The 22,555-nt window shown below is 39.0% G+C and carries 19 protein-coding genes; 15 read left to right on the top strand and 4 right to left on the bottom strand.

What is annotated here, in order from left to right:
- Positions 1 to 20: 20 nt before the first annotated feature.
- Positions 21 to 479, top strand: coding sequence for a PPC domain-containing protein (locus ACM0OT_RS15245; protein WP_414565197.1), 459 nt, complete (start codon positions 21 to 23; stop codon positions 477 to 479).
- A gap of 7 nt (positions 480 to 486) precedes the next feature.
- Here the strand turns inward: ACM0OT_RS15245 and cobS are convergent, their stop codons facing one another.
- Positions 487 to 1,269, bottom strand: a complete 783-nt coding sequence (gene cobS / locus ACM0OT_RS15240; RefSeq protein ID WP_414565195.1) for an adenosylcobinamide-GDP ribazoletransferase — start codon at positions 1,267 to 1,269, stop codon at positions 487 to 489.
- Between the two features lie 369 nt (positions 1,270 to 1,638).
- Here cobS and ACM0OT_RS15235 point away from each other — a divergent pair, with 369 nt between their 5' ends.
- Entirely contained in the window at positions 1,639 to 2,091 is a 453-nt protein-coding gene (locus tag ACM0OT_RS15235; protein ID WP_414565194.1) for a hypothetical protein, read from the top strand.
- A gap of 68 nt (positions 2,092 to 2,159) precedes the next feature.
- Here ACM0OT_RS15235 and ACM0OT_RS15230 read toward each other — a convergent pair whose 3' ends face one another.
- Both ACM0OT_RS15230 and ACM0OT_RS15225 read right to left on the bottom strand, forming a co-directional pair.
- Positions 2,160 to 2,735, bottom strand: a complete 576-nt coding sequence (locus tag ACM0OT_RS15230; protein WP_414543953.1) for a DUF924 family protein — start codon at positions 2,733 to 2,735, stop codon at positions 2,160 to 2,162.
- 5 nt (positions 2,736 to 2,740) lie between these two features.
- Positions 2,741 to 3,298 (bottom strand): SRPBCC family protein, encoded by a 558-nt coding sequence (locus ACM0OT_RS15225; protein WP_414565193.1) that lies wholly within the window; start codon positions 3,296 to 3,298, stop codon positions 2,741 to 2,743.
- 443 nt (positions 3,299 to 3,741) lie between these two features.
- On the opposite strand from ACM0OT_RS15225, the gene ACM0OT_RS15220 reads away from it, so the two are divergent.
- The 13 genes from ACM0OT_RS15220 to ACM0OT_RS15160 all read left to right on the top strand — a co-directional run bounded on the left by ACM0OT_RS15220 (position 3,742) and on the right by ACM0OT_RS15160 (position 20,832).
- A complete protein-coding gene (locus ACM0OT_RS15220; RefSeq protein WP_414565192.1) occupies positions 3,742 to 3,936 on the top strand; it encodes a hypothetical protein in 195 nt (64 codons plus the stop codon).
- A 12-nt stretch (positions 3,937 to 3,948) separates the two neighbouring features.
- Positions 3,949 to 4,113 carry a rubredoxin gene (rd, locus tag ACM0OT_RS15215; protein WP_414543956.1) on the top strand — a complete coding sequence of 55 codons (165 nt, stop codon included), beginning with the start codon at positions 3,949 to 3,951 and terminating at the stop codon, positions 4,111 to 4,113.
- A gap of 52 nt (positions 4,114 to 4,165) precedes the next feature.
- On the top strand, positions 4,166 to 5,401 hold the full coding sequence (locus tag ACM0OT_RS15210) for an NAD(P)/FAD-dependent oxidoreductase (protein WP_414565325.1): 1,236 nt from the start codon (positions 4,166 to 4,168) through the stop codon (positions 5,399 to 5,401).
- Positions 5,402 to 6,479: 1,078 nt separating this feature from the next.
- Entirely contained in the window at positions 6,480 to 7,934 is a 1,455-nt protein-coding gene (locus ACM0OT_RS15205; protein WP_414565191.1) for a sugar transferase, read from the top strand.
- A 66-nt stretch (positions 7,935 to 8,000) separates the two neighbouring features.
- Entirely contained in the window at positions 8,001 to 9,677 is a 1,677-nt protein-coding gene (locus ACM0OT_RS15200; RefSeq protein WP_414565190.1) for an alkaline phosphatase family protein, read from the top strand.
- Between the two features lie 188 nt (positions 9,678 to 9,865).
- On the top strand, positions 9,866 to 10,894 hold the full coding sequence (locus ACM0OT_RS15195; protein ID WP_414565189.1) for a glycosyltransferase family 2 protein: 1,029 nt from the start codon (positions 9,866 to 9,868) through the stop codon (positions 10,892 to 10,894).
- Positions 10,895 to 10,987: 93 nt separating this feature from the next.
- Positions 10,988 to 12,436 (top strand): oligosaccharide flippase family protein, encoded by a 1,449-nt coding sequence (locus tag ACM0OT_RS15190; RefSeq protein WP_414565188.1) that lies wholly within the window; start codon positions 10,988 to 10,990, stop codon positions 12,434 to 12,436.
- Positions 12,433 to 13,638, top strand: a complete 1,206-nt coding sequence (locus tag ACM0OT_RS15185) for a hypothetical protein (RefSeq protein ID WP_414565187.1) — start codon at positions 12,433 to 12,435, stop codon at positions 13,636 to 13,638. Before ACM0OT_RS15190 ends, ACM0OT_RS15185 begins: the two co-directional genes overlap by 4 nt.
- Positions 13,639 to 13,817: 179 nt before the next feature.
- Positions 13,818 to 14,927, top strand: coding sequence for a glycosyltransferase family 4 protein (locus tag ACM0OT_RS15180; protein ID WP_414565186.1), 1,110 nt, complete (start codon positions 13,818 to 13,820; stop codon positions 14,925 to 14,927).
- Positions 14,928 to 14,935: 8 nt separating this feature from the next.
- Positions 14,936 to 16,180: an O-antigen ligase family protein gene (locus tag ACM0OT_RS15175; protein ID WP_414565185.1), complete on the top strand. Its 1,245-nt coding sequence runs from the start codon at positions 14,936 to 14,938 to the stop codon at positions 16,178 to 16,180.
- 57 nt (positions 16,181 to 16,237) lie between these two features.
- Positions 16,238 to 17,296, top strand: coding sequence for a glycosyltransferase family 4 protein (locus ACM0OT_RS15170; protein ID WP_414565184.1), 1,059 nt, complete (start codon positions 16,238 to 16,240; stop codon positions 17,294 to 17,296).
- Positions 17,297 to 17,327: 31 nt separating this feature from the next.
- Positions 17,328 to 18,098: a WecB/TagA/CpsF family glycosyltransferase gene (locus ACM0OT_RS15165; protein ID WP_414565182.1), complete on the top strand. Its 771-nt coding sequence runs from the start codon at positions 17,328 to 17,330 to the stop codon at positions 18,096 to 18,098.
- Positions 18,099 to 18,603: 505 nt separating this feature from the next.
- Positions 18,604 to 20,832: a GumC family protein gene (locus ACM0OT_RS15160; protein ID WP_414565181.1), complete on the top strand. Its 2,229-nt coding sequence runs from the start codon at positions 18,604 to 18,606 to the stop codon at positions 20,830 to 20,832.
- Between the two features lie 290 nt (positions 20,833 to 21,122).
- Here ACM0OT_RS15160 and ACM0OT_RS15155 read toward each other — a convergent pair whose 3' ends face one another.
- A complete protein-coding gene (locus ACM0OT_RS15155; RefSeq protein WP_414565180.1) occupies positions 21,123 to 22,526 on the bottom strand; it encodes a choice-of-anchor Q domain-containing protein in 1,404 nt (467 codons plus the stop codon).
- Positions 22,527 to 22,555 lie beyond the last annotated feature (29 nt).

Raw genomic sequence — 22,555 nt, 5'->3', positions numbered from 1 at the left:
TGTGGGAACTCTGTTTGATAATGATAAGTAAAGCTTTTGTGGCAGGTTTAAAAAAAGTAATTATTGTTCCTGCCATATTTTTGGCAATTGGCATGAATACAAGGGCAGCATTTGCCCAAAATAAGTTATACAGTCCAATTCCTTTAACTCCTAGTACTGAATTTACCGATACACTGTCTGACAAAGACATTCCCACAGGTCAGGGTGGATTTGCTCGTGATTATACGGTGAAGTTGAATAAGGGTGATAATTTAGTAATTGATTTATCATCTGAAAGCTTCGATACCATCATCACATTGTTAGCACCCAATGGCGCGACTGTGGCAGAAAATGATGATGGGCCTGATGGTACTAGTAATTCTCTACTGTTTACGCGCATTAACGAAACAGGAACTTACATTATTCGTGTCCGGTCTTTTGGGGAAACTGGGGTGGGGGCTTTTAAACTGAAAGTGACCAAGCTACAACCGGTGAAGTAATTGGCAATTATAAAATGGTCAGCGTACAAAGAAACAGCGCTTCTGTCCACTCTACGACTGCACCATAGGTATCACCAGTGTGCCCGCCTAATTTGTGATTAAACCATGCACCTGTAAGAGTAGCGATCGCACTTCCAGCTAGTATCATCCCGAGGGCAAAAAATACAGACTGGCTATCTAATAACCACAGTAATCCACTCAAGCTCAACAGCAACAACAGTCCTGGTAATAAATCCTGGGATGAACGAATTGCTTGTTTGTGGAATGCACCTTTGCCCGTCGGTTTGAGATAAGAATAGCAGGCGATGGCTAGTTGTTGTCCCCAACGTCCCCACCCGCAAGCTGCCATGAGTATCAGCCAACGGTTTTGTTCCATGTCTACCAAGGCGGCGGTTTTTAATAATATTAAGGCGATCGCTGTCATTGCCCCAAAGGCACCTGTAGCACTATCTGTCATCACCTCTAGTCGTCTTTCGGGGTTACCTACTGCTAAACCGTCGGCTGTATCCATTGCCCCATCCAAGTGCAATCCTCCAGTCATGGCTATCCATATACCCACTACTAAAGCGCTACGAGTTAGCACGGGCATCCCCAAATAATTCATTCCCGTATCACATAGCCCTAATATTCCCCCAATCAGCAGTCCGACAAGTGGGGCCAAATGCGCCACTCCCTGGAAGTCTAGCCCCTTAATATCAGGTAGAGGAATTGCAGTGTAAAATATAATACTCGATAAAAATTTTAAACCTATTTTTTTTGTCCACTTCCACCACTGATACAGTTGATTCATCTTAGTTAATATACGTAAAAACTGCTTAAGGAAGATTGCCGTTAATGCCCACGCTAGCAGTAGTCAAAATTTTAAAGCTTCAAATAAGATTACCCTTGATTAGAGACTCATGAAAAAAAGTTTGTTATGCTGGTTTCAGTAATTTATTTTTTCAAAGTGCCGATTGTCACGTAATTGCCAAAAATTTAGCAAATCAATACTTGTACAAAAAGAATTGTATTTTGCATTTTGCAATCAATAACTTACTCTAGACTTATGAGACGATCGCCCTCCAAAGTTGATATTTTTTAAATTATCGGGGGCCAACAAGCTGTTAAAGTGACTGTTGAGCTGCGTTGTACCTCACCTTTGCTTATCTCCTATTTTCCTATGAGTCATCATCTACCCGACGCCAGGATACCAGCTCCGTGCATTGTTAACACGGGAATAATTGTGAATAAGCTCGACATACGGCGATTGCTGTCTGATTTAGGTCGAGTCCACTACATCTACACCCAAGATGGCAACATACAGAGCGAGGGTGAAGGGGATGTGATGGAAGTATTTGTAAATCCGCAACGGTCTACTTTAGTTGCTAATTGTGCCCTTTACTTGAATGTTCATAGTTTCGATTACTTGGAGCTAAAACAGTCCCCACAAAATGAAACTTGTTTTGACTTGCTGCAAGAAGGCGTTTGTTTACGGCTGATTCCCCTTTCGACTCCTATACAAGAGCGAAAAGAGCGGAATTTGAATTTCAGTGCCATAGAAGAGATGATGGAACAAGTCTTGTCAGCTAAATGGGATGCAGAATTTGACGATGACTGTTCTGATTCATTTTAAGGGTTCGTAGTCAGGACTTTAGTCCTTATCTAAAGTCCTGACTACAAACAAAAACTTGATCTGTTAGCCTAAAACCATGAATTAGGTTGCTGTAAAAACTCTTTTTCTTCTGGAGTTGAGGTACGTCCTAAAATGCTGTTGCGATGAGGAAAGCGCCCAAAACGCTCGATTACTTCTTGATGACGCCATGAATATTCGATGGCTTGGGTACTATCAGGATCATCTCTGAGTTGTTGAAATAGTTTGACACTCTGACGTTGATCCTCAAGGTTTTCACTATGTTCAAAGGGTAAATAAATAAACCAGCGTTGCACAGGCAAAAATTGGCAGTCATAGCCTTTGGCCACAGCGTGCTGGGCAGCGGAAAGTGCTTCCCAGTCTGTAGCAAAGGCTTCTGGCGTGCCACGAAACATATTGCGCGGAAACTGATCTAATAACAGGATGAGAGCTAAACAGCTTTCGGGGACATCAATCCAGTCGTCTAAATATCCTGCTGCTGCCTTTTGGTAATCTGCAAGAAACTGATTTCGCAGGGCTTCATCAAATGCCGCTTTTTCCTGAAACCAATCAGCCCTTGGTTTGCCGTAATCCGGTTCATCGGGATGACCAAACCAAAATTCCAAAATAGTTTTTGCCTGTGACATTGCCTTTATTGCACCTTACATAAAACTTGCCGCATTTTACGCATATTTGCAGGCAACTCAAAATTCATGGCTTGTTGAATAAAAACCGCAGGTATGGGGAGGTTGGGTGTAGCTTGCACTTTATATGCCAACAAAGTGCCATCACCACAATCCTGTAGGTCTACAATGGCTGTAAAGTCCAGGAAATTTCCTTTTTCCATGCGGAATTGAATTTGTTGCCCCAACACTTCTACAACGTTAAGATAAATTTCGACTTGCGCCGTAAAAAATAAAAAGGCTTTGTGTGCTACTTGATACAGTCGCTTAACTTCACCTTTGGAGATAACTTCGCTTTTGGTGATGTCAGGAAAATATTGAACCCAACGAGGGTAGTCAGTTAGTTGCTGCCAGACTTGCGATCGCACTAGTGGTAAATACATGCAAGCAGTCACACAACCGCCCCAGGCTGTATGCGATCGCGTTTGCAATAAAATTTCCCCCTGCATTAGCAACGATTGCTGGTTTTGACTCCAAGCCATATCTGATCCTGTAATCATTGAGTCTGATATTTGAGACGCAGACATATTCATTTCCTTCACTCCTCACCTTTTCCACCTTATACTAGGGATGAAATGGCGACCTATGAAATTAGGTCGAGTCCTACCCCATAGATTTTAATTCCAGTTTTCAACTGCTGGAACCAGACATTTTCAGGACATTATTCAGAAATTTCACCTAAAAAAACTGTATTTATTATTACTTTTAATCAGATCTACACATGAGTGACTATGAAAATATCACTACTATTTCGAGAAAAAAGAAATTTATAACAGCTAGAATGGCACAAATATAATCTCATATGCAAACTGATTTTTAGCAAAAAGCAGGCAATGTAGTCATAATTTTGGATCACCCGATTTTGAGCAGGATCAAACCCTTGCTTGTGTTTGTTTACACATATACTATTGATGTTTAACTATCAATATATATATAGGAATATAAATTTTCAATTAAGAGGAAAAATTAAGTGAATCAATCTTCCTTAAACCGGACATTAACCCAGATTTTTGGTATCCTTCTCGGCATTGGACTAGCTGTTTGGGTACTCAGAGGCTTTGGTATTCTCACCTTTATTCCGGGTGGAGTAATTGGGTTATTGTTACTAGGGGCGATGGCTATGGGAATTATCAGCTACGTGCAAAGAACTTGGTGGCGTTTTTAGAGGAAAAGGCTCATGGAAATTTATGTATGTACTGTTTGTGGCTACGAATATGACCCTGAAGTTGGCGATCCTGATAGCGGTATAGCCCCAGGAACACCCTTTGAAGATATCCCAGAGGATTGGGTTTGTCCGGTTTGCGGTGCCACAAAAGATTTATTTGAACCGTCAGAACCGTAAAAATAACAGCTAGCCTAGAGATAGGTATTGATCTAAAGAGACGTTTTTGAATTTGCTGCCGTTAAACATTGTAGTTATTGGGGGTGGGGCGGCCGGATTTTTCGGCGCGATCGCTTGTGCGAAAGCTAATCCTCATGCCCAAGTCACGTTATTTGAAGCTAGTCGCCAACCCCTGGCGAAAGTGTTAATTTCTGGTGGAGGACGCTGTAATGTCACTCACGCTTGCTTTGAACCACAGAGGTTAATCCAAAATTACCCCAGAGGTAGCAGGGCCCTACTAGGTGCTTTTACCCGCTTCCAAGCACAAGATACAGTGGCTTGGTTTTCTGCCCACGGTGTACATTTAAAAACCGAAGCAGATGGTCGGATGTTTCCCATTACAGATAATTCCGAAACAATTGTGGAATGTCTAGTCAAAGCTGCTGCTAAATCTGGGATAGAACTACGCATTGGGACACCAGTCGTTACAGTCAAACAACTTGCTCAAAACCAAGGGTTTGAAATTTTTGGGAAATCAGGAGCAACGAAACAGTGCGATCGCCTATTATTGGCCACAGGCAGTAACCCTGTAGGTTATAAAATTGCTAGGGAGTTTGGTCATCACATTGAACCGCCTGTACCTTCTTTATTTACCTTCAATATTCCCGATGCCAAATTGCGGTCATTGGCTGGTATTAGTGTTGATCCTGTGCAATTACGGTTAGATACAGGAAAACCCCAACTCACACAAACCGGGCCATTGCTAATTACCCACTGGGGTATGAGTGGCCCGGCTGTCCTTAAACTTTCTGCTTGGGGTGCCAGATTTCTGCACCAAAACCACTATCAAGCGAAATTGTTAGTCAATTGGTTGCCTGATTTGCATCAAGAACAAGTACGGCAAAAAATTTTAGCAGTCAAAACCCAATGGGCCAACAAAGCGATCGCCTTGCATCGTGGTGTTGACCTACCCCACCGCCTCTGGCAATACATTGTTGATCGTGTAGATATCTCCACAGAAGACCGTTGGGCAGGACTATCCAACAAAAAATTAAATCAGTTAGTCCAAGAACTGATTCAGGGTGAATACTTAATCAATGGTAAAGGAGTCTTTAAAGAAGAGTTTGTCACCTGTGGAGGCGTGAATCTCAAAGAAGTCAACTTCAAAACAATGGAAAGTAAGCTAATTCCTGGACTTTACTTTGCCGGCGAAATTTTAGATATTGATGGCATCACTGGTGGTTTCAACTTCCAAAGTGCTTGGACAACCTCATATTTAGCTGGTAACGCAATGGGGATGAGTAGTTAGAAACGGGCATCGAAAATCTCAAATCACTTTTAAACAAACGTGAGTTTGACGGATTTAAAAAACCCCTGCAAGGAGAAGCCACTGCGTTGCGCGGGTTTCCCGCGTTGTAGCAAGTGGCGTTAGAGACTTTAAAGGCTTAATTTTTGTTGGTAATTAAGGATATTTCTGCCCCTCTCCGAGTCGGAGAGGGTTAGGGAGAGGTTCATCGAACTCACTTTTAAACAAGAAGGGCAAAGGAGAAATTTTCCACAAATTTCTCCCTTACCTCCCTCTACACGTTTACATACACCATTTTGGGCCTATCCGCAATACTTACTAAGTATGTTATGTGAATGAAGTTCTTGTAAAGCTGTTTAAATTAAGTATAAGTAATTATGCTATATATTTTCATGGTACAAATGTACTATGAAAATAGTATTTTAGATGTTTTTTATGGATAAGGAACACCTTGTTTTTAGCACTCCAGAGTCAAACATTCAAGTATTGTGGCTGAAATAACTAAAATTTGTTGATTATTACTAAAATGTTGAAATTTTCAGCCACTCATCTGCAAAGAATACCTTTCTCGATATAAAAAAATACCTTTCTCTATATACGAGTCTCTCTAAGGATATAAATATTTAGTAAAGACTTGAACCGCTAAGTGACTTTTAAACTCAGAAATACTACTATATTTACCGAACGGGTAATATTATGTAATTTAATAAATACTTACTCAATATTACTTAGAATAACCAACACCATACTAACATCACATTCTCAGAAGCAACTTCTTGGGACTCGTGTGCAGAGATAACACGCGTAAGCATACCCACTTGAAAACACAGTGGATTATAAAAACATGCCCTCGATTAAATTTATGTGTTTACTGTTCACAGCATGTTGACTAAGGTAAATTAAGCCTTTCCTCAACCGCTAGTTTCGTTGTTAGCTATGCTCATTGGTTCTAAACACGTGAGAATAATTAACGGAAGAAGTGACGTTATTTCGTGAATTGGGGGTGTATTGTGAACAGAAAATCAAATATTTATCAACATAATCTTTTTTCAATTTACTATTGCACCAGGTGTTCCTGAACATGACAAACAAAACTCTGACAACTAATCAATTAAGCGAAGTTGCTCTCGACTTACGTACGCCTGTATTTGATTTACGTGCGCCTGCATTTTCTAGACTCAGAAAGGGGTCATGGTGGCTACGATTAATCACACTGATTGCAGCAGACGCTAGTCTTCTGACTCTTGCTTGGGTATTAGCTCTACATCATGCTGCATCTGTAGATCCTCTTTGGAATACACAAATCACTTATATACCCTTGCTAGTTGTGATTCAAATAGCCGCACTAGCTCTCCAAGGTATTTATCAATCAGGTAAAAAGCGATGTGATTATCTAGGGATTATCAAAACATTGACTTTTGCCCACGGGTTAATACTACTTGTTTGTTTTTTATATCAACCTATTTTAGATCTTCCCCGCTCTACATTTATCTTATCTGGATTGATGAGTACAACTTTGGTTTGTGCTGGGAGATTATTTGTCAATTTTAATCTTGAATATCTTCGTAAGCAAAAAATCTTCGGGTGTAATTCTGTTTTTATTATTGGTGATGCTGAAAATAGCGAGCAATTCCTTAACTTTGTGCAAAAGGAAAAGCGTTACGTTATCCGTGGACTCGAAGATTCTCAATGTTTAGACAGGTATCGCCGTCAAGAGACTTTAGACAAACTGAAGAGATTGGGGGTTACAGAAGTTTTTATTACGTGGGATGCCATTAAGAATCGTATGTTTGTTTGCTGGTTATTTCAAGCATCTGGCATCACTGTACATCTTCTCCCAATGGGGCTAAAGCCAATTCACAGACAAGTCGAATTGCAAAACATCGGAGGAATGACTTGTCTGAGTTTTGATTGCCCAGTACTTACAGGTAAGGATTTTTGGCTTAAGCGGTGTTTTGACTTTTGCTTCACTAGCTTATTTCTCATGTTCACCTTTCCTGTTTATGCCGCCATTGCTATAGCTATCAAACTAGATTCTCCAGGCCCAGTCTTTTACAAACAAACTCGCATAGGTCTGCGTGGTCAAGAGTTTAAAGTATGGAAATTCCGTACCATGAGACCAGATGCGGACAAACTCCAAAAAGAACTAGAAGCTTTAAACGAAACCAAAGACGGTATCATCTTCAAAATTAAAGATGATCCTCGGATTACTCGTGTAGGTAAGTTTCTCCGTCGTTATAGCTTAGATGAACTACCTCAACTATTTAACGTGATGTTGGGAGAAATGAGTTTAGTTGGCCCTCGTCCCTTGCCAACCAGAGATGTCAACAAGTTTGCTGAACACCACTTTATCCGACATGAAGTTTTACCTGGTGTTACAGGTCTGTGGCAAGTTTCCGGACGCTCCAATATTATCGATTTTGAACAAGTAATCAATCTTGATCTAAGCTACATCGAGAATTGGTCGTTGCAGTTAGATTTTGAAATTTTGATGAAAACAGTCAAGGTTGTTTTAAAAAAAGAAGGTGCTTACTAAGTATCAGGCACAAAAAACCATCTTAACTACGTCAGTTATTTACAAGTACAAGAAATTTGAAGGAAGATGAAAAAACCTGTAATTGCCATTGGTTTAGATGCAGCAGATCCAGTATTACTAGAAAAATGGATGTCACAAGGGCACCTCAAAAATATTGCTAAACTGCGTCAGCAAGGAACCTATGGTCGGATTAAGAATACAGTCGAATACTGCGGTAAAACAACCGAATTTGCTGTAACCGAGCCATTGTGGTCTGCATTTTCTACTGGTTGTAAGCCTCATAAAACAGGCTATTGGGACTCCTTTAGGTATGATGACAAAAAGTATGATATGGAATGTGATCTAGCTCTAAGTGGCTATGATTATCAAGAATATTCCCCATTTTATGCCTTAGGAGACAAATACAAAGTCGCTATTTTTGATTTACCTGTAACTAGGCTTTCTGATGAAGTCAACGGCACCCAAATTTTAGGATGGGGAGGACATTTTCCTTATACACCTAGTCATTCTCATCCCCCTGAAGTCTATTCGGAAATTATTAATCAATATGGCAAAAATCCCATTCTCTTCAATGATGATGGTATTTGGTGGGATAAAGATTACGTCAAATGGTTGCAGCAAGCACTTAAAGAAAGTATTGACAGTCGTACTAAAATCTGCTGTGACTTATTAAAAAAAGAACCTTGGGATTTATTCTTAGCAGTATTTGGTGAGCCACACACTGCTGGTCATGACATATATAACTATAGCCAACCAGATCATCCCCTACATTCCGACCTGAGTAAAACTGGCACTCCTGATATATTATTTGAAACCTATGAAAATATCGATAGGGCCATCGGCACAATATTAGCTGAAGCTCCCGAAGATGCTTATGTAGTATGTTTTTCACTTCATGGTATGGGGCCTAACTACAGCGATATGCTGAGTATGGTCTTTTTGCCCGAAGTTTTGTATCGATTTAACTTTCCCGAACAAGTTGCGATCGCACCTGGTAAAGTAGGAGATCCTCTACCACCAACAGTCAGTAAACCCCTGCGGAACTCTTGGCCTGGAGAAGTTTGGGTAAAAAATTATGAGCCAAATCCCATTAAACGCTTCCTCAAACCCTGGACACCTAGTAAGTTCTTACATGCTAACCAAAACGGTTTAGCTTCTCCTTACCCATTGATGGAACAATCGGTGCCTATGGGTTGGATGCCTGCACGTTGGTATCAACCTCTGTGGACAAAAATGAAAGCTTTTGGTATACCTTCTTTCACCAATGGACATATTCGCATCAATCTTCAAGGCAGAGATCCTCATGGTGTAGTCACCGCTGCTGAATATCATTCCCTCTGTGATGAAATTGCCGAAGTGCTATGTCGTCTCAAAGATGGCAGAACTGGAGAACCCATAGTTAAAGAAGTTGTGCGGACAAGAGAAAATCCTCTAGATAACGATCCTCATCTGCCAGATTTTGACTTGGCTGTTTTATGGCATGAGAGCATGACTGATGTCGTAGATAGTCCCGACTTTGGACGCATTGGCCCCCTAACTCACTTCCGCGCAGGTGGTCACTGGAACAGAGGATTTGTTTTGGCAAAGGGGCCTGATATCCAACCAGGTTCTGATTTGCCTAACGCCGAAGCAGTAGATGTGTCAGCCACAATTTTAGAATTAATGGGGGCGCCCATTCCCAACTATTTTGAAGGCAGCCCACTAGTAAGACTCCCAGTGACTAACGCCACCGTTGAGGCTTAAAACAGTCCTAGTATTTCCAGATTCTTAGGAATTACACCTTGACAAAAAACACCAAATATGGGCTTCAAGTAGAAGGCTTGCTAACAATACTTCTCAAAAGATAATTGATAACAGCCTGTAAAAACTGACTATCCTCATATTTGGCATAACCCAATCAACTAGTAAATACACCTGAGAATTTCTCATCGATGACTATCAACATGAATCCAGAAGTATCGGTCATTATTCCTGCCTATAATACCGCAGGCTACATTTCCCAAACAATTGAGTCGGCCTTGGAGCAAACTTTGAAAAATATTGAGGTAATTGTAGTAGATGATGCCTCCACTGATGGGACACCCGAAGTAGCTAGAAGCTTTACAGATGAACGACTAAAAGTTTTTGTAAATCCTCAAAATCTGGGAGTGGCTGCTACACGTAATCGGGCCTTGAAGGAAGCCAAAGGCAGATGGATTGCTGTTTTAGACTCCGATGACTGGTATGCTCCGGAAAGACTAGAAAAACTTCTACAGTTACCACACGCACAAAATGCAGATATAATTGCTGATGATTTATTTTTGATTAGAGACGGTGAAGATGCTCCCTGGAGTACACTAATTAACGAAAGCGGGGAAGTTGTTGCAGAAATCAAGCAAATTGATCCGCAATATTTTGTGGAAACAGATGTGTATGGACAACAAGGGCTACACCTTGGCTTATCAAAGCCTTTATTCCGGCGAGATTTTATGTTGAAACATGACATTAAATATGATCCCTTAATGAAGGTGAGCGAAGATTTTTGGTTAGCCCTGAAATGTTTGATAAGAGGAGCGAGATTTTTTCTTCTACCAAAACCTTATTATTATTATCGTTCTCGTCCCGGTTCTCTAGTTTATTCATCTAAAGTCAAGCGTCTCGAACAAGATTGTCAAGCAACTGTAGCTTTTATCGATCAAGAAGACTGTTTGAGGCAAAAACCTGAAGTAGCTTATGCTTTATCTAAAAATCTTACTGTCTTTAAAAAAAATTTAGCTTATTACCGTGTTGTAGACTCATTAAAGCAACGACAATGGTTTAGATGTGTGATAGAAATGGTACGTAATCCTTACTTTTTCTGGCATTTCTCTATCCAATTTCCTGGTATTACAAATCGTCGCATACAGCGTTACATTTTTGGCAATACAGCAGCATACGACATGTTTTATCGTAGTAAAGACCAAAAGATTTTAAAGATTTAAAGTGAAAACTATAAAAAATAAATAAAACACCCAAGCATAGCAGATAATATATATTATCTGCTAAAAATTATAAAAATATTTACTATAAAAAATATGGAAAAACGCACCTTAATTACAAATTCTCTATCATTATTAGTTACTCGTTTAATACAAAGTATCGCTACTTTTGTGTTAACAGCAGCCATAGCCCGTAATTTAGGTGCTTATGAATTAGGTCAATATTTACTAGCATTCAGCTACTATTTTGTGTTTGCGAGTATTGCGTCACAGGGATTAAAAACCTTATTTACACGAGAACTTTCTCGCAATCCCGAAGAAATACCCGTGTATCTAGTCAATGGCACTTTCTTGCAAATACTTTTGAGTGTCCTTGGTTATGGAGCAATGATTATATTGGTGTTTTTATTGCCCTACAATCCTGAGACCTCAATGGTTTGCTACATCATGGGTCTAGCAATTATTCCTTTTTCACTTTCTAATATAACGGAGGCAATTTTTCAAGCTCAAGAAAAAATGACTTTGATAGCTGTCTCAACGGTGCCAGTTTACATTCTACGTTTAGTAGTAATGATATGGTGTATGCAAGAACTAAATTATGGGGTCAATTATATAGCGGGAATATTTGTTGTTTCCGAAGTAATAGTTTTTATTATTCAATGGGTCATGCTCACCAGCATGATTAGACCGAGATGGGAGATTAAGCAAGGTTTTATCCGGCAATTATTAAAATCTGCTCGGACATTTTTTGCTATTGATGCAGTAGGAATAATCACTAGTAAAACAAGTATTCTCATTATCTCACTCTTGGGGAGTGAAGTCATGGTTGGTCTTTTTGGTGCTGTTCTCCAATTAATGCAACCCATTACGATGATTATTCAGAGTGTCAGTCTTGCTGCTTTTCCAGGGATGACAAAAGCCGTAAATAGTGGCAAAAAGAAACAGGCGCAAGTCACAGAAAATATTATTACAATGCTGATGTGTATAGCCTTACCATTTGTGATTGGTATACACTTTATTGGTAATGATTTAATAACATTTATTTATAAAAATTCTGATTTTAATCAAGTAGATTTAGTGCTTAAATTGACTGCATTAGCCGTACTGGCTAGTCCATTTGTCCGCACATTAGGTTATCTGCTTTTATCTAATGGATTAGAGAGATATAACCTGAAAGAAGTGATTATTACCAATGCCGTGGGAAATATAGCAGGTGTAGTATTAATTTCACAATTTCAGTTAATGGGTGCAGCTTTTATGTATTTGTCAATGAGTTTAACGGCTTTTAGCATACTTATGTATGGTGTGTACAGTCGGTTATTTTCATTGAATATATGGAGAATAATGTATCGTCCATTGGTAATTGGCGTGAGCATGGCATTAGTATTCTTGTTACTACAAAGATATCAACTTGATTTTGTGGTAGTTTTGATTGTGTCAATTTGTGCCTATGCTTTGATAGCTAGTTTTTTAGCGGTCAATACATTAGGCGGTGTCAATGTTCTGTGGGCAAAATTTTTTAAAAAAAGTGAAGGAGAAACATGAAGATTAGTAACTTTACAAAGTATGAAAAAGAAAATTTGACCAGAGTCGCAGCGACTGTAGTTTGGGAAGATCGGGATCGACCCTCTCAAGAAATCTACGTTGCTACTACTAAAGAATTTGCCAATGACTTATCCTGCAACCCCAATACTTTTCTCATAGCTTGTACCATGCTAGCTTTTCACTATGGGGAAACAAGAATTTTTATAGATACAGAAGAAGCAGAAATTTGTCCAGAATTGCGTGATGGTTTAATTACGTCAATGCATTGGATGAGATCTTGGTACAAATTAGATCGTGATATTGTGCAAATAGAGGCAAAAACTAATTTTAAGACATCAAACACAGTTAGACCTCAAAGGGCGGGGATGTTTTTTTCAGGTGGCGTAGATACCTTTGCCACTTTGCGAAATAACCGTCTTAACTTTGGACAAGATCATCCAGCTTCAATTAAAGATGGTTTTATAGTTTACGGGATAGCAAATACTACTTTAGAAGCATTTGAGAAAGCTTTTATTTCACTATTACCAGTAACTAAAGATGCCGGAATAAACTTAATTCCAGTTTATACCAATATATATAGACATGTAAAAGACTTAGAAGATAGCAATTACAATTTCTGGAAATACTATTTTGGTGGCTCTGCCTTATCAGCTATTGCACATGCTTTTGTCAACCGATTGAATTTAGTGTATGTAGCCTCTACTAGTGAAATAAAGCATATCGAGCCTTGGGGTTCACATCCTTTAACAGATCCCAATTACAGCAGTTATGATTTGCGTGTTAAGTATGATAGCGTGCATTTATCCAGGTTAGATAAAACTAAATTAGTAGTGGGTTGGGATGTCGCGTTCCAAAACCTTAGAGTTTGTGATGAATTAGTTTTACCCACTGGTTATTTAAACTGTGGTATTTGTCATAAATGTACAATAACAATGGCACACCTTGCGGCGTTAGATGTATTAGACAAAACGAATATTTTTCCTGTCAAGGAGCTTACGAAAGAAAGGCTGATAAAGTTTGCACATCCAAAAACTCTGTTGGAAAAAGGAAAATATCAGAGTCTGATACCTTTGTTTGCATCTATAGGTCGTGACGATTTAGTACAAGCTACCAAATATATAATTGCTCGTGCTAATTTAAAATCCAATCTACAAAAAGTATCCAAGCCTTTTTTAATAAAAAAAGTTAAGGAATCAAAGTAATAAAAATTACTCCTTCTTCATTACTAGTTATGCTGAAATATGAGTTAAGTAACAAAGATTGGCAGTTTAAACAACTTTGGTTATCTAGTAAGGGTTGTTAGTTGTTAACTGATATTTAGCATACTAGGTAATGAAGAAATTGACCTTAATAATTGTGACAAGGTGCTAAACATGGAGAAATGCGAGTGACAAAAGTTGCTTTACTACATTTTTGCTTTGAAGACTATACTATTGAGTTAGCCAATAGTCTAGTTAAGTACGTTGATTTAACAGTAATTCAACCAGAAAATGTTGCCGCTACCTGTGGCGATGTTCTCGACCCCAGTATTCGCGTCATCAGCTTTAAAAAGCCACGGATGCGTGATCCGCACAACTTGTCATCTATGCGCGCCATGATGCGGATTATCAAAGATGTGCAACCAGATGTGTTACATGTACAAGAAACTAACGATCCGTGGTATGACTTGACGTTGCTGCTAAATCAAATGCCGCCATTGGTAACAACGATTCATGATGTATATCGTCATCCAGGCGATCGCCAAGTTGTATTCGGTGCAGAATATACTAGGCGTATTGCATTTTATCGCTCTCAGCAAATTATCGTTCATGCTGAAGCTTTAAAACAAGCACTGATTCAAGATTTTCGGGTACCACAACAGCGAGTTAACGTGTTACCACATGGGGAACTCGGCAGTTTATACCAACGTCGATCAGGGCAACACAGTTTACCAAGAGACCCTTATACATTATTATTCTTCGGCAGAATCTGGCCATATAAAGGATTAAACTACTTGTTAGAAGCACTACCATTGGTTGCTGCCAAAATTCCGGAAGTCAAATTGATTATTGCTGGACGGGGAGAAAATATCCAGCAATATTTTCCCGATGGTTACGATACCAGCCACATCGAACTGATAAATGACTTCATACCCTTAGAAAAGGTTTCAGGGCTATTCCAACGTAGTGCCGTTTCCGTTTTACCCTACATTGAAGCTTCACAAAGTGGCGTAGCAACTTTATCTTATGGCATGGGAACACCAATAATTGCTTCTGATATTGGGGGTTTGCAAGAAATAGTTGCCCATGAAAAAGATGGTTTACTAGTTCCTCCCAAAGATGTTACAGCCTTAGCTGATGCCATCATCCGGTTATTAGGCGATCGCAACTTACAACAGCAGATGCAAACTGCGGCATTAGCACGCTGTCAGCAAGATTTAAATTGGACAAATATTGCGGCGCAAACAGTCCAAGTTTATCACCAGGCAATAAAGATAAAAAATAAATCTTGAATCAGTTTATGAAAAAGCTCTTACTTTTTGCTGAACAGGCATTTACAGTTACTGTCTTACTGATTTATTCAGGGGCAATATTAACTCTTATCCTCTCAGGAGGGATGCAAGAAAATGAAGTTGTTGAGTTTGATAGTTCATTAATTAGAATAATTAATTTATTAATTTATGTAGTTACCTTCGTATTATTAGTTTTGCGTTGGAAAAAAACTCTTTATGTCTTTAGTAAAGACCGCTGGCTTTTTCCTTTAATCATTCTTGCGGCTGTTTCAGTTATTTGGTCTTTTGAGCCTGGTACAACAATTAAAGACAGTTTTACACTTATTGGTTCCAGTTTATTTGGAGTTTATTTAGCCTCTCGTTATACTTTAAAACAGCAATTACAGTTGTTGGGTTGGACATTTGGCATTGCTGTAATATTGAGTTTCATCTTTGCTATAGCTTTACCCTCATACGGGATCATGGGCGGTATTCATCAAGGAAGGTGGCGCGGAGTCTTTATACATAAAAATGGACTGGGAGCAAAAATGGTCAATAGTGGGATCGTTTTTCTCCTTTTAGCTTATCAAAGTAAAAAGCATAGTTGGCTCATGTGGGGTGGGTTGAGCTTATCAATCCTACTTTTAGTGCTTGCAGATTCAACTTCATCTGTTGTCAATCTCTTCGTCCTTGTATTTGCATTTTTTGTTTTTCGGACTTTTCGTTGGCCATACATAGTGATGATACCAACGCAAATGATGTTGATAACCATTAGTCAGGCTTTTTCTTTTTGGTTGAGTGATAATGCCGATGTCTTATTTGCTTCAATTGGCAGAGATGCGACACTTACTGGTCGGGCAGATTTATGGCCATTTGTGATGGAAATGATTTGGCAACAACCTTGGTTTGGTTATGGTTACGGTGGATTTTGGCAAGGTTTTAATGGAGAATCGGCATATGTTTGGCGAGCAGCCGGATGGACACCGACTCATCCTCACAACGGGTTTTTGGCACTGTGGCTGGATTTAGGCCTGTTAGGATTAGTTTTATTCTTTATAGGATTCTGGCGTAGTTGCCGCCACGCATTTACTTGGGTACGTAGTAGTAAAACAGCAGCAGATATTTTGCCGGCCATCCATCTTACTTATATAGCCACATTCAATTTGACTGAATCCGCATTATTGGACTCAAACACTATTGTTTGGGTACTTTACATTGCCTTGGTTTTATCATTGCCCATAATTCCTAAAAATCAAGAAAAATTAATAGCTTAAAATAGACAAAAAGAGGGATATCGAAACAATAAATATAATAAATTAAGGATTTATGGAATGCGAATTTTAATGCTAGGAGAAAGCCTAAAAAATCAAGGAGGAATAGTTTCAGTTGAAAAGCTAATAATTAAACAAGCTCCTGCTGAGGTGCAAATTCATCATATATCTACTTTACCCAAGGGATCTACACTCATCAAAGTATTAGTATTTTTTCAAGCTTTAGTCTTATTATTTTGGCAACTATTAAAACAAGAAGCTGACATTGTTCATATCCATGTCTCAGAACGAGGTAGTGCTTGGCGCCAGTCAATCACTACTTTAATTGCTTGGTTACTGCAAAAACCAGTCATTCTTCACACCCATAGTGCTGATTTTCATGTATTTTACTCAAAGATACCCAGAATATTCCAAGCAGTATTAAGATGGGCATTTTGTAAATCTACACGTTTTATTGTTTTATCAGATAGTTGGAAAAAATTCTACGTCGATAATCTAGGCTTAAACCCAAAGCAGGTAGTTGTATTACCTAACCCAGTTAAACTCCCGGTAGAAGTACCGCCAAGAACAAATTTTCAAAAAGTCAATTTTTTGTTTTTAGGCCGAATTGGTGAACGCAAAGGAGCATTTGATTTAATTGAAGCTTTCGCGGCGATTCCTCATGAACAAAGACAAAATTCAGAGTTGACTATGGCGGGAGATGGAGATGGTAAAAGAGCTAGAGATTTAGTCAAAAATCTGAATTTAAGCAACCAAATTACTATTTTAGATTGGGTAAATGAACAAGAAAGAGATGCACTTTTGAAAAAAGCGGATGTTTTTGTTTTACCTTCATACAATGAAGGGTTACCAATGGCACTACTTGAAGCTATGAGTTGGGGATTACCTGTGATTACTACACCAGTTGGAGGTATTCCAGAGCTAGTAATTCCTGATAAAAATGGGTTACTAGTGAAACCAGGGAATATTAAAGAATTATCAATAGCGATGCAGAGTTTGATTGTAAATCAAGAGCTAAGGCAGGAAATAGGTGAGAACGCCAGAGAAAGTATCCAACCTTTTGATGTAGATAAATATTTAATTCATTTGTTCAAAATTTATCATTCAGTGATGATTTAATTTACATATTTTTAAGCTGTAGAGGTACCAAATGGAAAGATTTTCTGAAATAAAAATATTAGATACAAGATTTCATACATTAACAGTAAATGACTTAATAAGTTACATCGTAGCCAGTGGGAAAATCGAGCAAAAAAGAACTATCGCTAATGTCAATGTGCGAGGAATCAACTTTGCATGTGAGTTACCTTGGTATCGCAATTTTATAAACAATGCTGATTTAGTATTTTGCGATGGATTTGGTGTGTCACTGGGAGCAAAAATTTTGGGCTACCAAATGGAACCCGCACATCGTATGACTTGTCCTGATTATATAGAAACTTTAGCGTTAGCTTGTGAGCAACAGAATGTTTCTTTATTTTTGCTGGCTGGTAAACCAGGCGTAACAGATAAAGCAATTAGCAAGTTGCTGGAGATAGCTCCTAATTTACGCATAGAAGGACATCACGGTTATTTTGAAAAATCTGGAGCAGAAGAAGAAGCTGTAATTGAGAAAATTAATAAATTTAAGCCAGATGTTTTATATGTCGGCTTTGGTATGCCATTACAGGAACGCTGGATTCAAGATAACTTCCATAAAATTGACACGCGTGTGTTTTTACCTCTAGGAGCATGTCTAGATTTCTATACTGAATCTGTATATCGTGGGCCGCGTTGGCTAACTGATAATGGTTTTGAGTGGTTAACCCGCTTAATTGTTGAGCCTAATCGTCTTTGGAAACGTTATATTGTAGGCAATCCACTATTCTTTTATCGTGTGTTCAAACAACGAATTACTCAAGCAATATTAGTAAAGCGCTAAGGGAATATTCTGCTTTGTTAAGAAAGTTAATCTTTGAATTTGATTGATAAGAAGGCAATATATCTGGGGAGGTATTTTACGATGATATCAGGCACTTATGCTAAATTAATTTATTATTAATAAATGATTGACATATATTGAGAATAAGGATTATTTATCATGCAGCGAGTTGCAATAATATTCTCTCATCAGATGCAAATTTAGAAATGAATGTGATTCTATTAATGCTCTTGATCATACTACCAAAGACTGATAAGATCCTATTCATACTTCCTCCTTCCTCTGTTGTTTATATTTTTTGAGATACAGCAATACAAACAAGCAGCAATTAACAAAACAAGTCAAGCAAATACCCACATCGAAAAATTCTCAATTTTGCAACCTAGTTAGTCAACACTATTGTTAAGTCCCATCAGTGCATTTATGGTTGCAGTATTACTTGAAATTCTCTTCTAAATAAAATCTAATTTTTTTGTTGCCAACCCTTACTTGTAAAGGAAAAATTATGTCAAATTCAGAAAAATTTGTGGAATCTAAAGAGTCTATTGACTTAGACTTGAGCCATTACTTATTAACAGTGAAACGGCGCTGGATACTAGTCTTACTCATTTTGGCAGGTACATTTGGACTAAGTGTTGTAGCCACAACATTGATGAAGCCCTCGTATGAGGCAGAAGGAAAACTCTTCTTCCGGATGCCTTCTTTTAAAACAGTAGGTAATAATTTGTTGCCTAGTCAAGCAGAAGGACAAGAAGCAGGTGATTTGAGATCTTTGATCTCTACTCAAAATCCCATCAGTACTCAAATGCAAGTAATTTCTTCTCCTTCTTTTTTGCAGCAGGTAATAGACAAATTACAACTCAAGAATGACAAAGGTGAACCACTAGAAGCAAAAGAGCTAGAGAGATCCCTAGATCTAAAAATTGTTGGTGGCACAGATGTGTTGCAAATTAACTACAGCAGTCGTCAACCTGACGAAACAGCAGCAGTAATCAACACAATAATGGATCTCTATCTCCAAAACGATATTCTCATCAATCGTTCTGAGGCAGAAGCAACTCGTGACTTTATGTCTCAGCAGCTGCCTCAAAGTCGAGCTGCTCTGAATAAGGCAGAAGAAGAGTTACGCATATTTAGACAGAAGTACAACATTGCAGACTTACCGGAAGAAACAAGGACATCTGTTGGGCTTATTAGCAATCTTAATAACGAGATTAATACTGTTCAGGCGCAATTAGCTGAGGTAAATGCTCAAACCAATGAACTACGGCAGAAAGTTGCCCTAAATTCCCAGGAAGCGATCGTTGTGAGTACGCTGAGTCAGTCACCGGCTGTGCAGGGAGTGCTGACACAACTTCAAGAAACGGAACTACAGTTGGCGAATGAGCGTAGTCGTTTCCAAGATGAAAACCCGGTAGTAGTCGGACTAGTAGCCAGAAGAGCTAGTTTACAAAACCTCTTACAACAGCAAATTGCCCAGACTGTTGGTAATCAAGCCAATGTTCCGCCCAGACTATTACAGATTGGAGAACTCAGACAAAACTTGATCCAAAATTTGCTGCAATCAGAAGTGCAGCGCTCTGGACTGAGCCAGAGAGTTGCTTCTTTGTACAATTCACGCTCTACCTACGAGCAGCGTTTGAGAAACATACCCCAATTAGTACAAACTCAGCGGGATTTAGAACGGAAAGTTACAGTTGCAGAAACTACGTATCAAAATTTGTTGCAAAAAGTTCAACAATTAGAGGTAGCAGAAAATAGAACTACACCCAATGCTCGGATTATTGCTCAGGCTTTAGTTCCCACAGAGCCAGCATCAGGGAAAAAACTGATTGTTTTGGCTTTGGGATTGATGTCAGGGATATTTTTATCCACTACGGCCGTTCTCTTCCTAGAACTGAGAGATAAATCCCTCAAAACAACGAAGGAAGTCAGAGAGGTATTTAACTATACACCGTTAGGGATGCTTCCTTTGTTGCCGAGTAAGGCTAACTCCCGTCATCGTGAGCCAGAATCAATTACCCCTGAGATTGCTGTTAGAGATATGCCATACTCTTTAACTAGCGAAATGTACCGGATGATTCAAGCCAATCTGAAATTCCTCAGTTCAGATAAGGATGTGAAAACAATTGTAGTCGCCAGTGCAGTTCCCAAAGAAGGTAAGTCTACAGTTTCCGCTAATTTGGCTGCTGCGATCGCTCAACTAGGACGAAAGGTTTTATTAATTGATGCAGATATGCGAATGCCTTCTCAGCATCATCTTTGGGAACTAACAAATGCCGCAGGTTTGAGTGAGGTACTTGTAGGACAGGCTGAATTCCGCACAGCTGTGAATACAGTTATGGATCACCTGGATGTCTTAACTGCTGGAGTTAGACCACCTAACCCACTGGCTTTACTAGAATCCAAGCACATGGCATCACTCATTCAACAGTTTGCATCACAGTACGATTGTGTAATTATCGATGCTCCTCCTTTGCTGCTTGCGGCTGACGCTTTAACTTTAAATCGCATGTCCGATGGGATGTTGTTAGTATCTAGACCAGAGGTAATTGATTATAATAGTGCTGTTGCCGCCCAAGAGATGCTAGACAGAGCCAATCACAACGTTTTAGGTTTAGTTGTCAATGGAATCATTGAGAAAAACGAATCTAGCAGTTATTTTTATCATGCAAAAGAATACTTCCCTCACGAAAAGTTAAGCAAAAAAGATGTGGCGTTGCAAAAACGTTAACTTTTGTCAAAACCTTTTGTCTTTCAGGGGAAAGGGTAAAAAAATCGGCGTTGCATATTTGCTGGATGATTTTAATTTTATTGGGGATGGGTTTCTCGCCTGTCCCTTGTATTTTAGGGCGTTTAAGAAATTCACCCCATAAGATTCATCCCTAAATTTAGCAACGCCAAAAAATCAACTTTTACTAAAGAAATGAGGAATCAGTATCAGGTTGCTTTATTTGCCTAACAGTAAATTTAGGCATTAGCTTTGCCGAAGGGCAATTTGATCAACCAATAGGTTAATTGTGCCTAGTCTTCATATTCATACGCCCCGATATCATATCCTTTACCGGACGGACGACGATTGCCAGCAAAATCAGTTTTTACGGCACTAAAGTTAGTACCTTTATCGATAGCTGGACTATTCGCCTTAAGTCGAAAATCATTGTTCGATAGATTAACAAACTGCGGATCAGCGATAATATCATTATCTCCCTGCACAACGATGTTGCCATTATTGGCGTAGATATTGTGGTCGTAAGTGATGTTGGAACTTCTGGAGTTACCGTTCATTCTCTTACCAGGAAAAGCGTAGAAAATATTGTTCAAAATTTTGACATCAGATGACTCCGCGGCAAATATTTGTCCACCGCTGAGTTCTGGGCTTTGGTTATTCAAAACAGCAGTATTGTTGACAATATCGACATTATCACTTAAAAATGCATGAATGCCTGAACCGCCATTTTTGTATGTGACATTGTTGGCAACTAAAGTGCGACCTCGATATCTACCCAAATTGGAGCCGTTCTGAGTATTTCTGGAGTCATCGATAATGATGCCATTACCATCAGTGATTCTACCAACTGCTAACCATTCAATGTTCTGACGATTGTTGTAAGTCTTGTTGTTGGTCACAATCATCTTGTAATCTGTGGTGTTGTTATCAGAATTCCAATTCTGCCACATAGAAATGCCGCTGTTGGCATATACAGAGTACCAGGCATTATTAAATATTTCGTTGCCATCCACTGTTATGTAGTCAGATTGAATGACTGAAACACCACCACCACCGCAGTTATGTATCTTGTTATTGAGAATGCGGATGTGACGCGAACGACCATTTTTGCGCCCATCTAGGGTGATGCAATTGCCGTTTGTTAGTGGGTTGCCACCGTTATATCTTTGACTTCTGGCATAATCAAGGCTGATATTGGCATTGTTTCCTTCTACTTCCAGCCCATTGATTTCGATATAAGAAGCGCCTCGATCAATCTCAATTCCGTGCCAAGCATTGTGTTTAATCTTCGGTGAATGTCCAGGATGCGCTTTATAAGTAATCCAGGCATTTGCATTTCCAGAGCGTGAAATATATACCACTTGACCAGAGTTGGAATTTTTGTACTCTCCGTTCATGATCAGTACCGTATCTCCTGGCTGAGTCAGGTTTGCTGCCTTTTGAATTGTTCTAAAAGCAGACGATGCCGAACGTCCGTTATTGTTGTCGTTGCCACTACCACTGACATAGTATGTTGTTCCCGAATTCATACTAATCAACTTGGATTCCTCTATCCTTTCTTGATGATTGGATAACGGATGATTACTGGTTGTTAAAGTTGGTTTTTGTGCTGCACCTATAACACCTAATACCCAAGGAAGTACAAGAAATGCACGCAAACTCAAACTTTTCATTCCTAGTGGAAACAGAATTTTCATCAATAATTGGTGTCTAAGATTACCTTAAA

This window comes from Anabaena sp. CCY 9613 (assembly GCF_963920895.1).
Taxonomy (GTDB): domain Bacteria; phylum Cyanobacteriota; class Cyanobacteriia; order Cyanobacteriales; family Nostocaceae; genus Cyanocohniella.
Note: the sequence above shows the minus strand (reverse complement) of the source record. Positions and strands in the feature narration are given on the sequence as shown.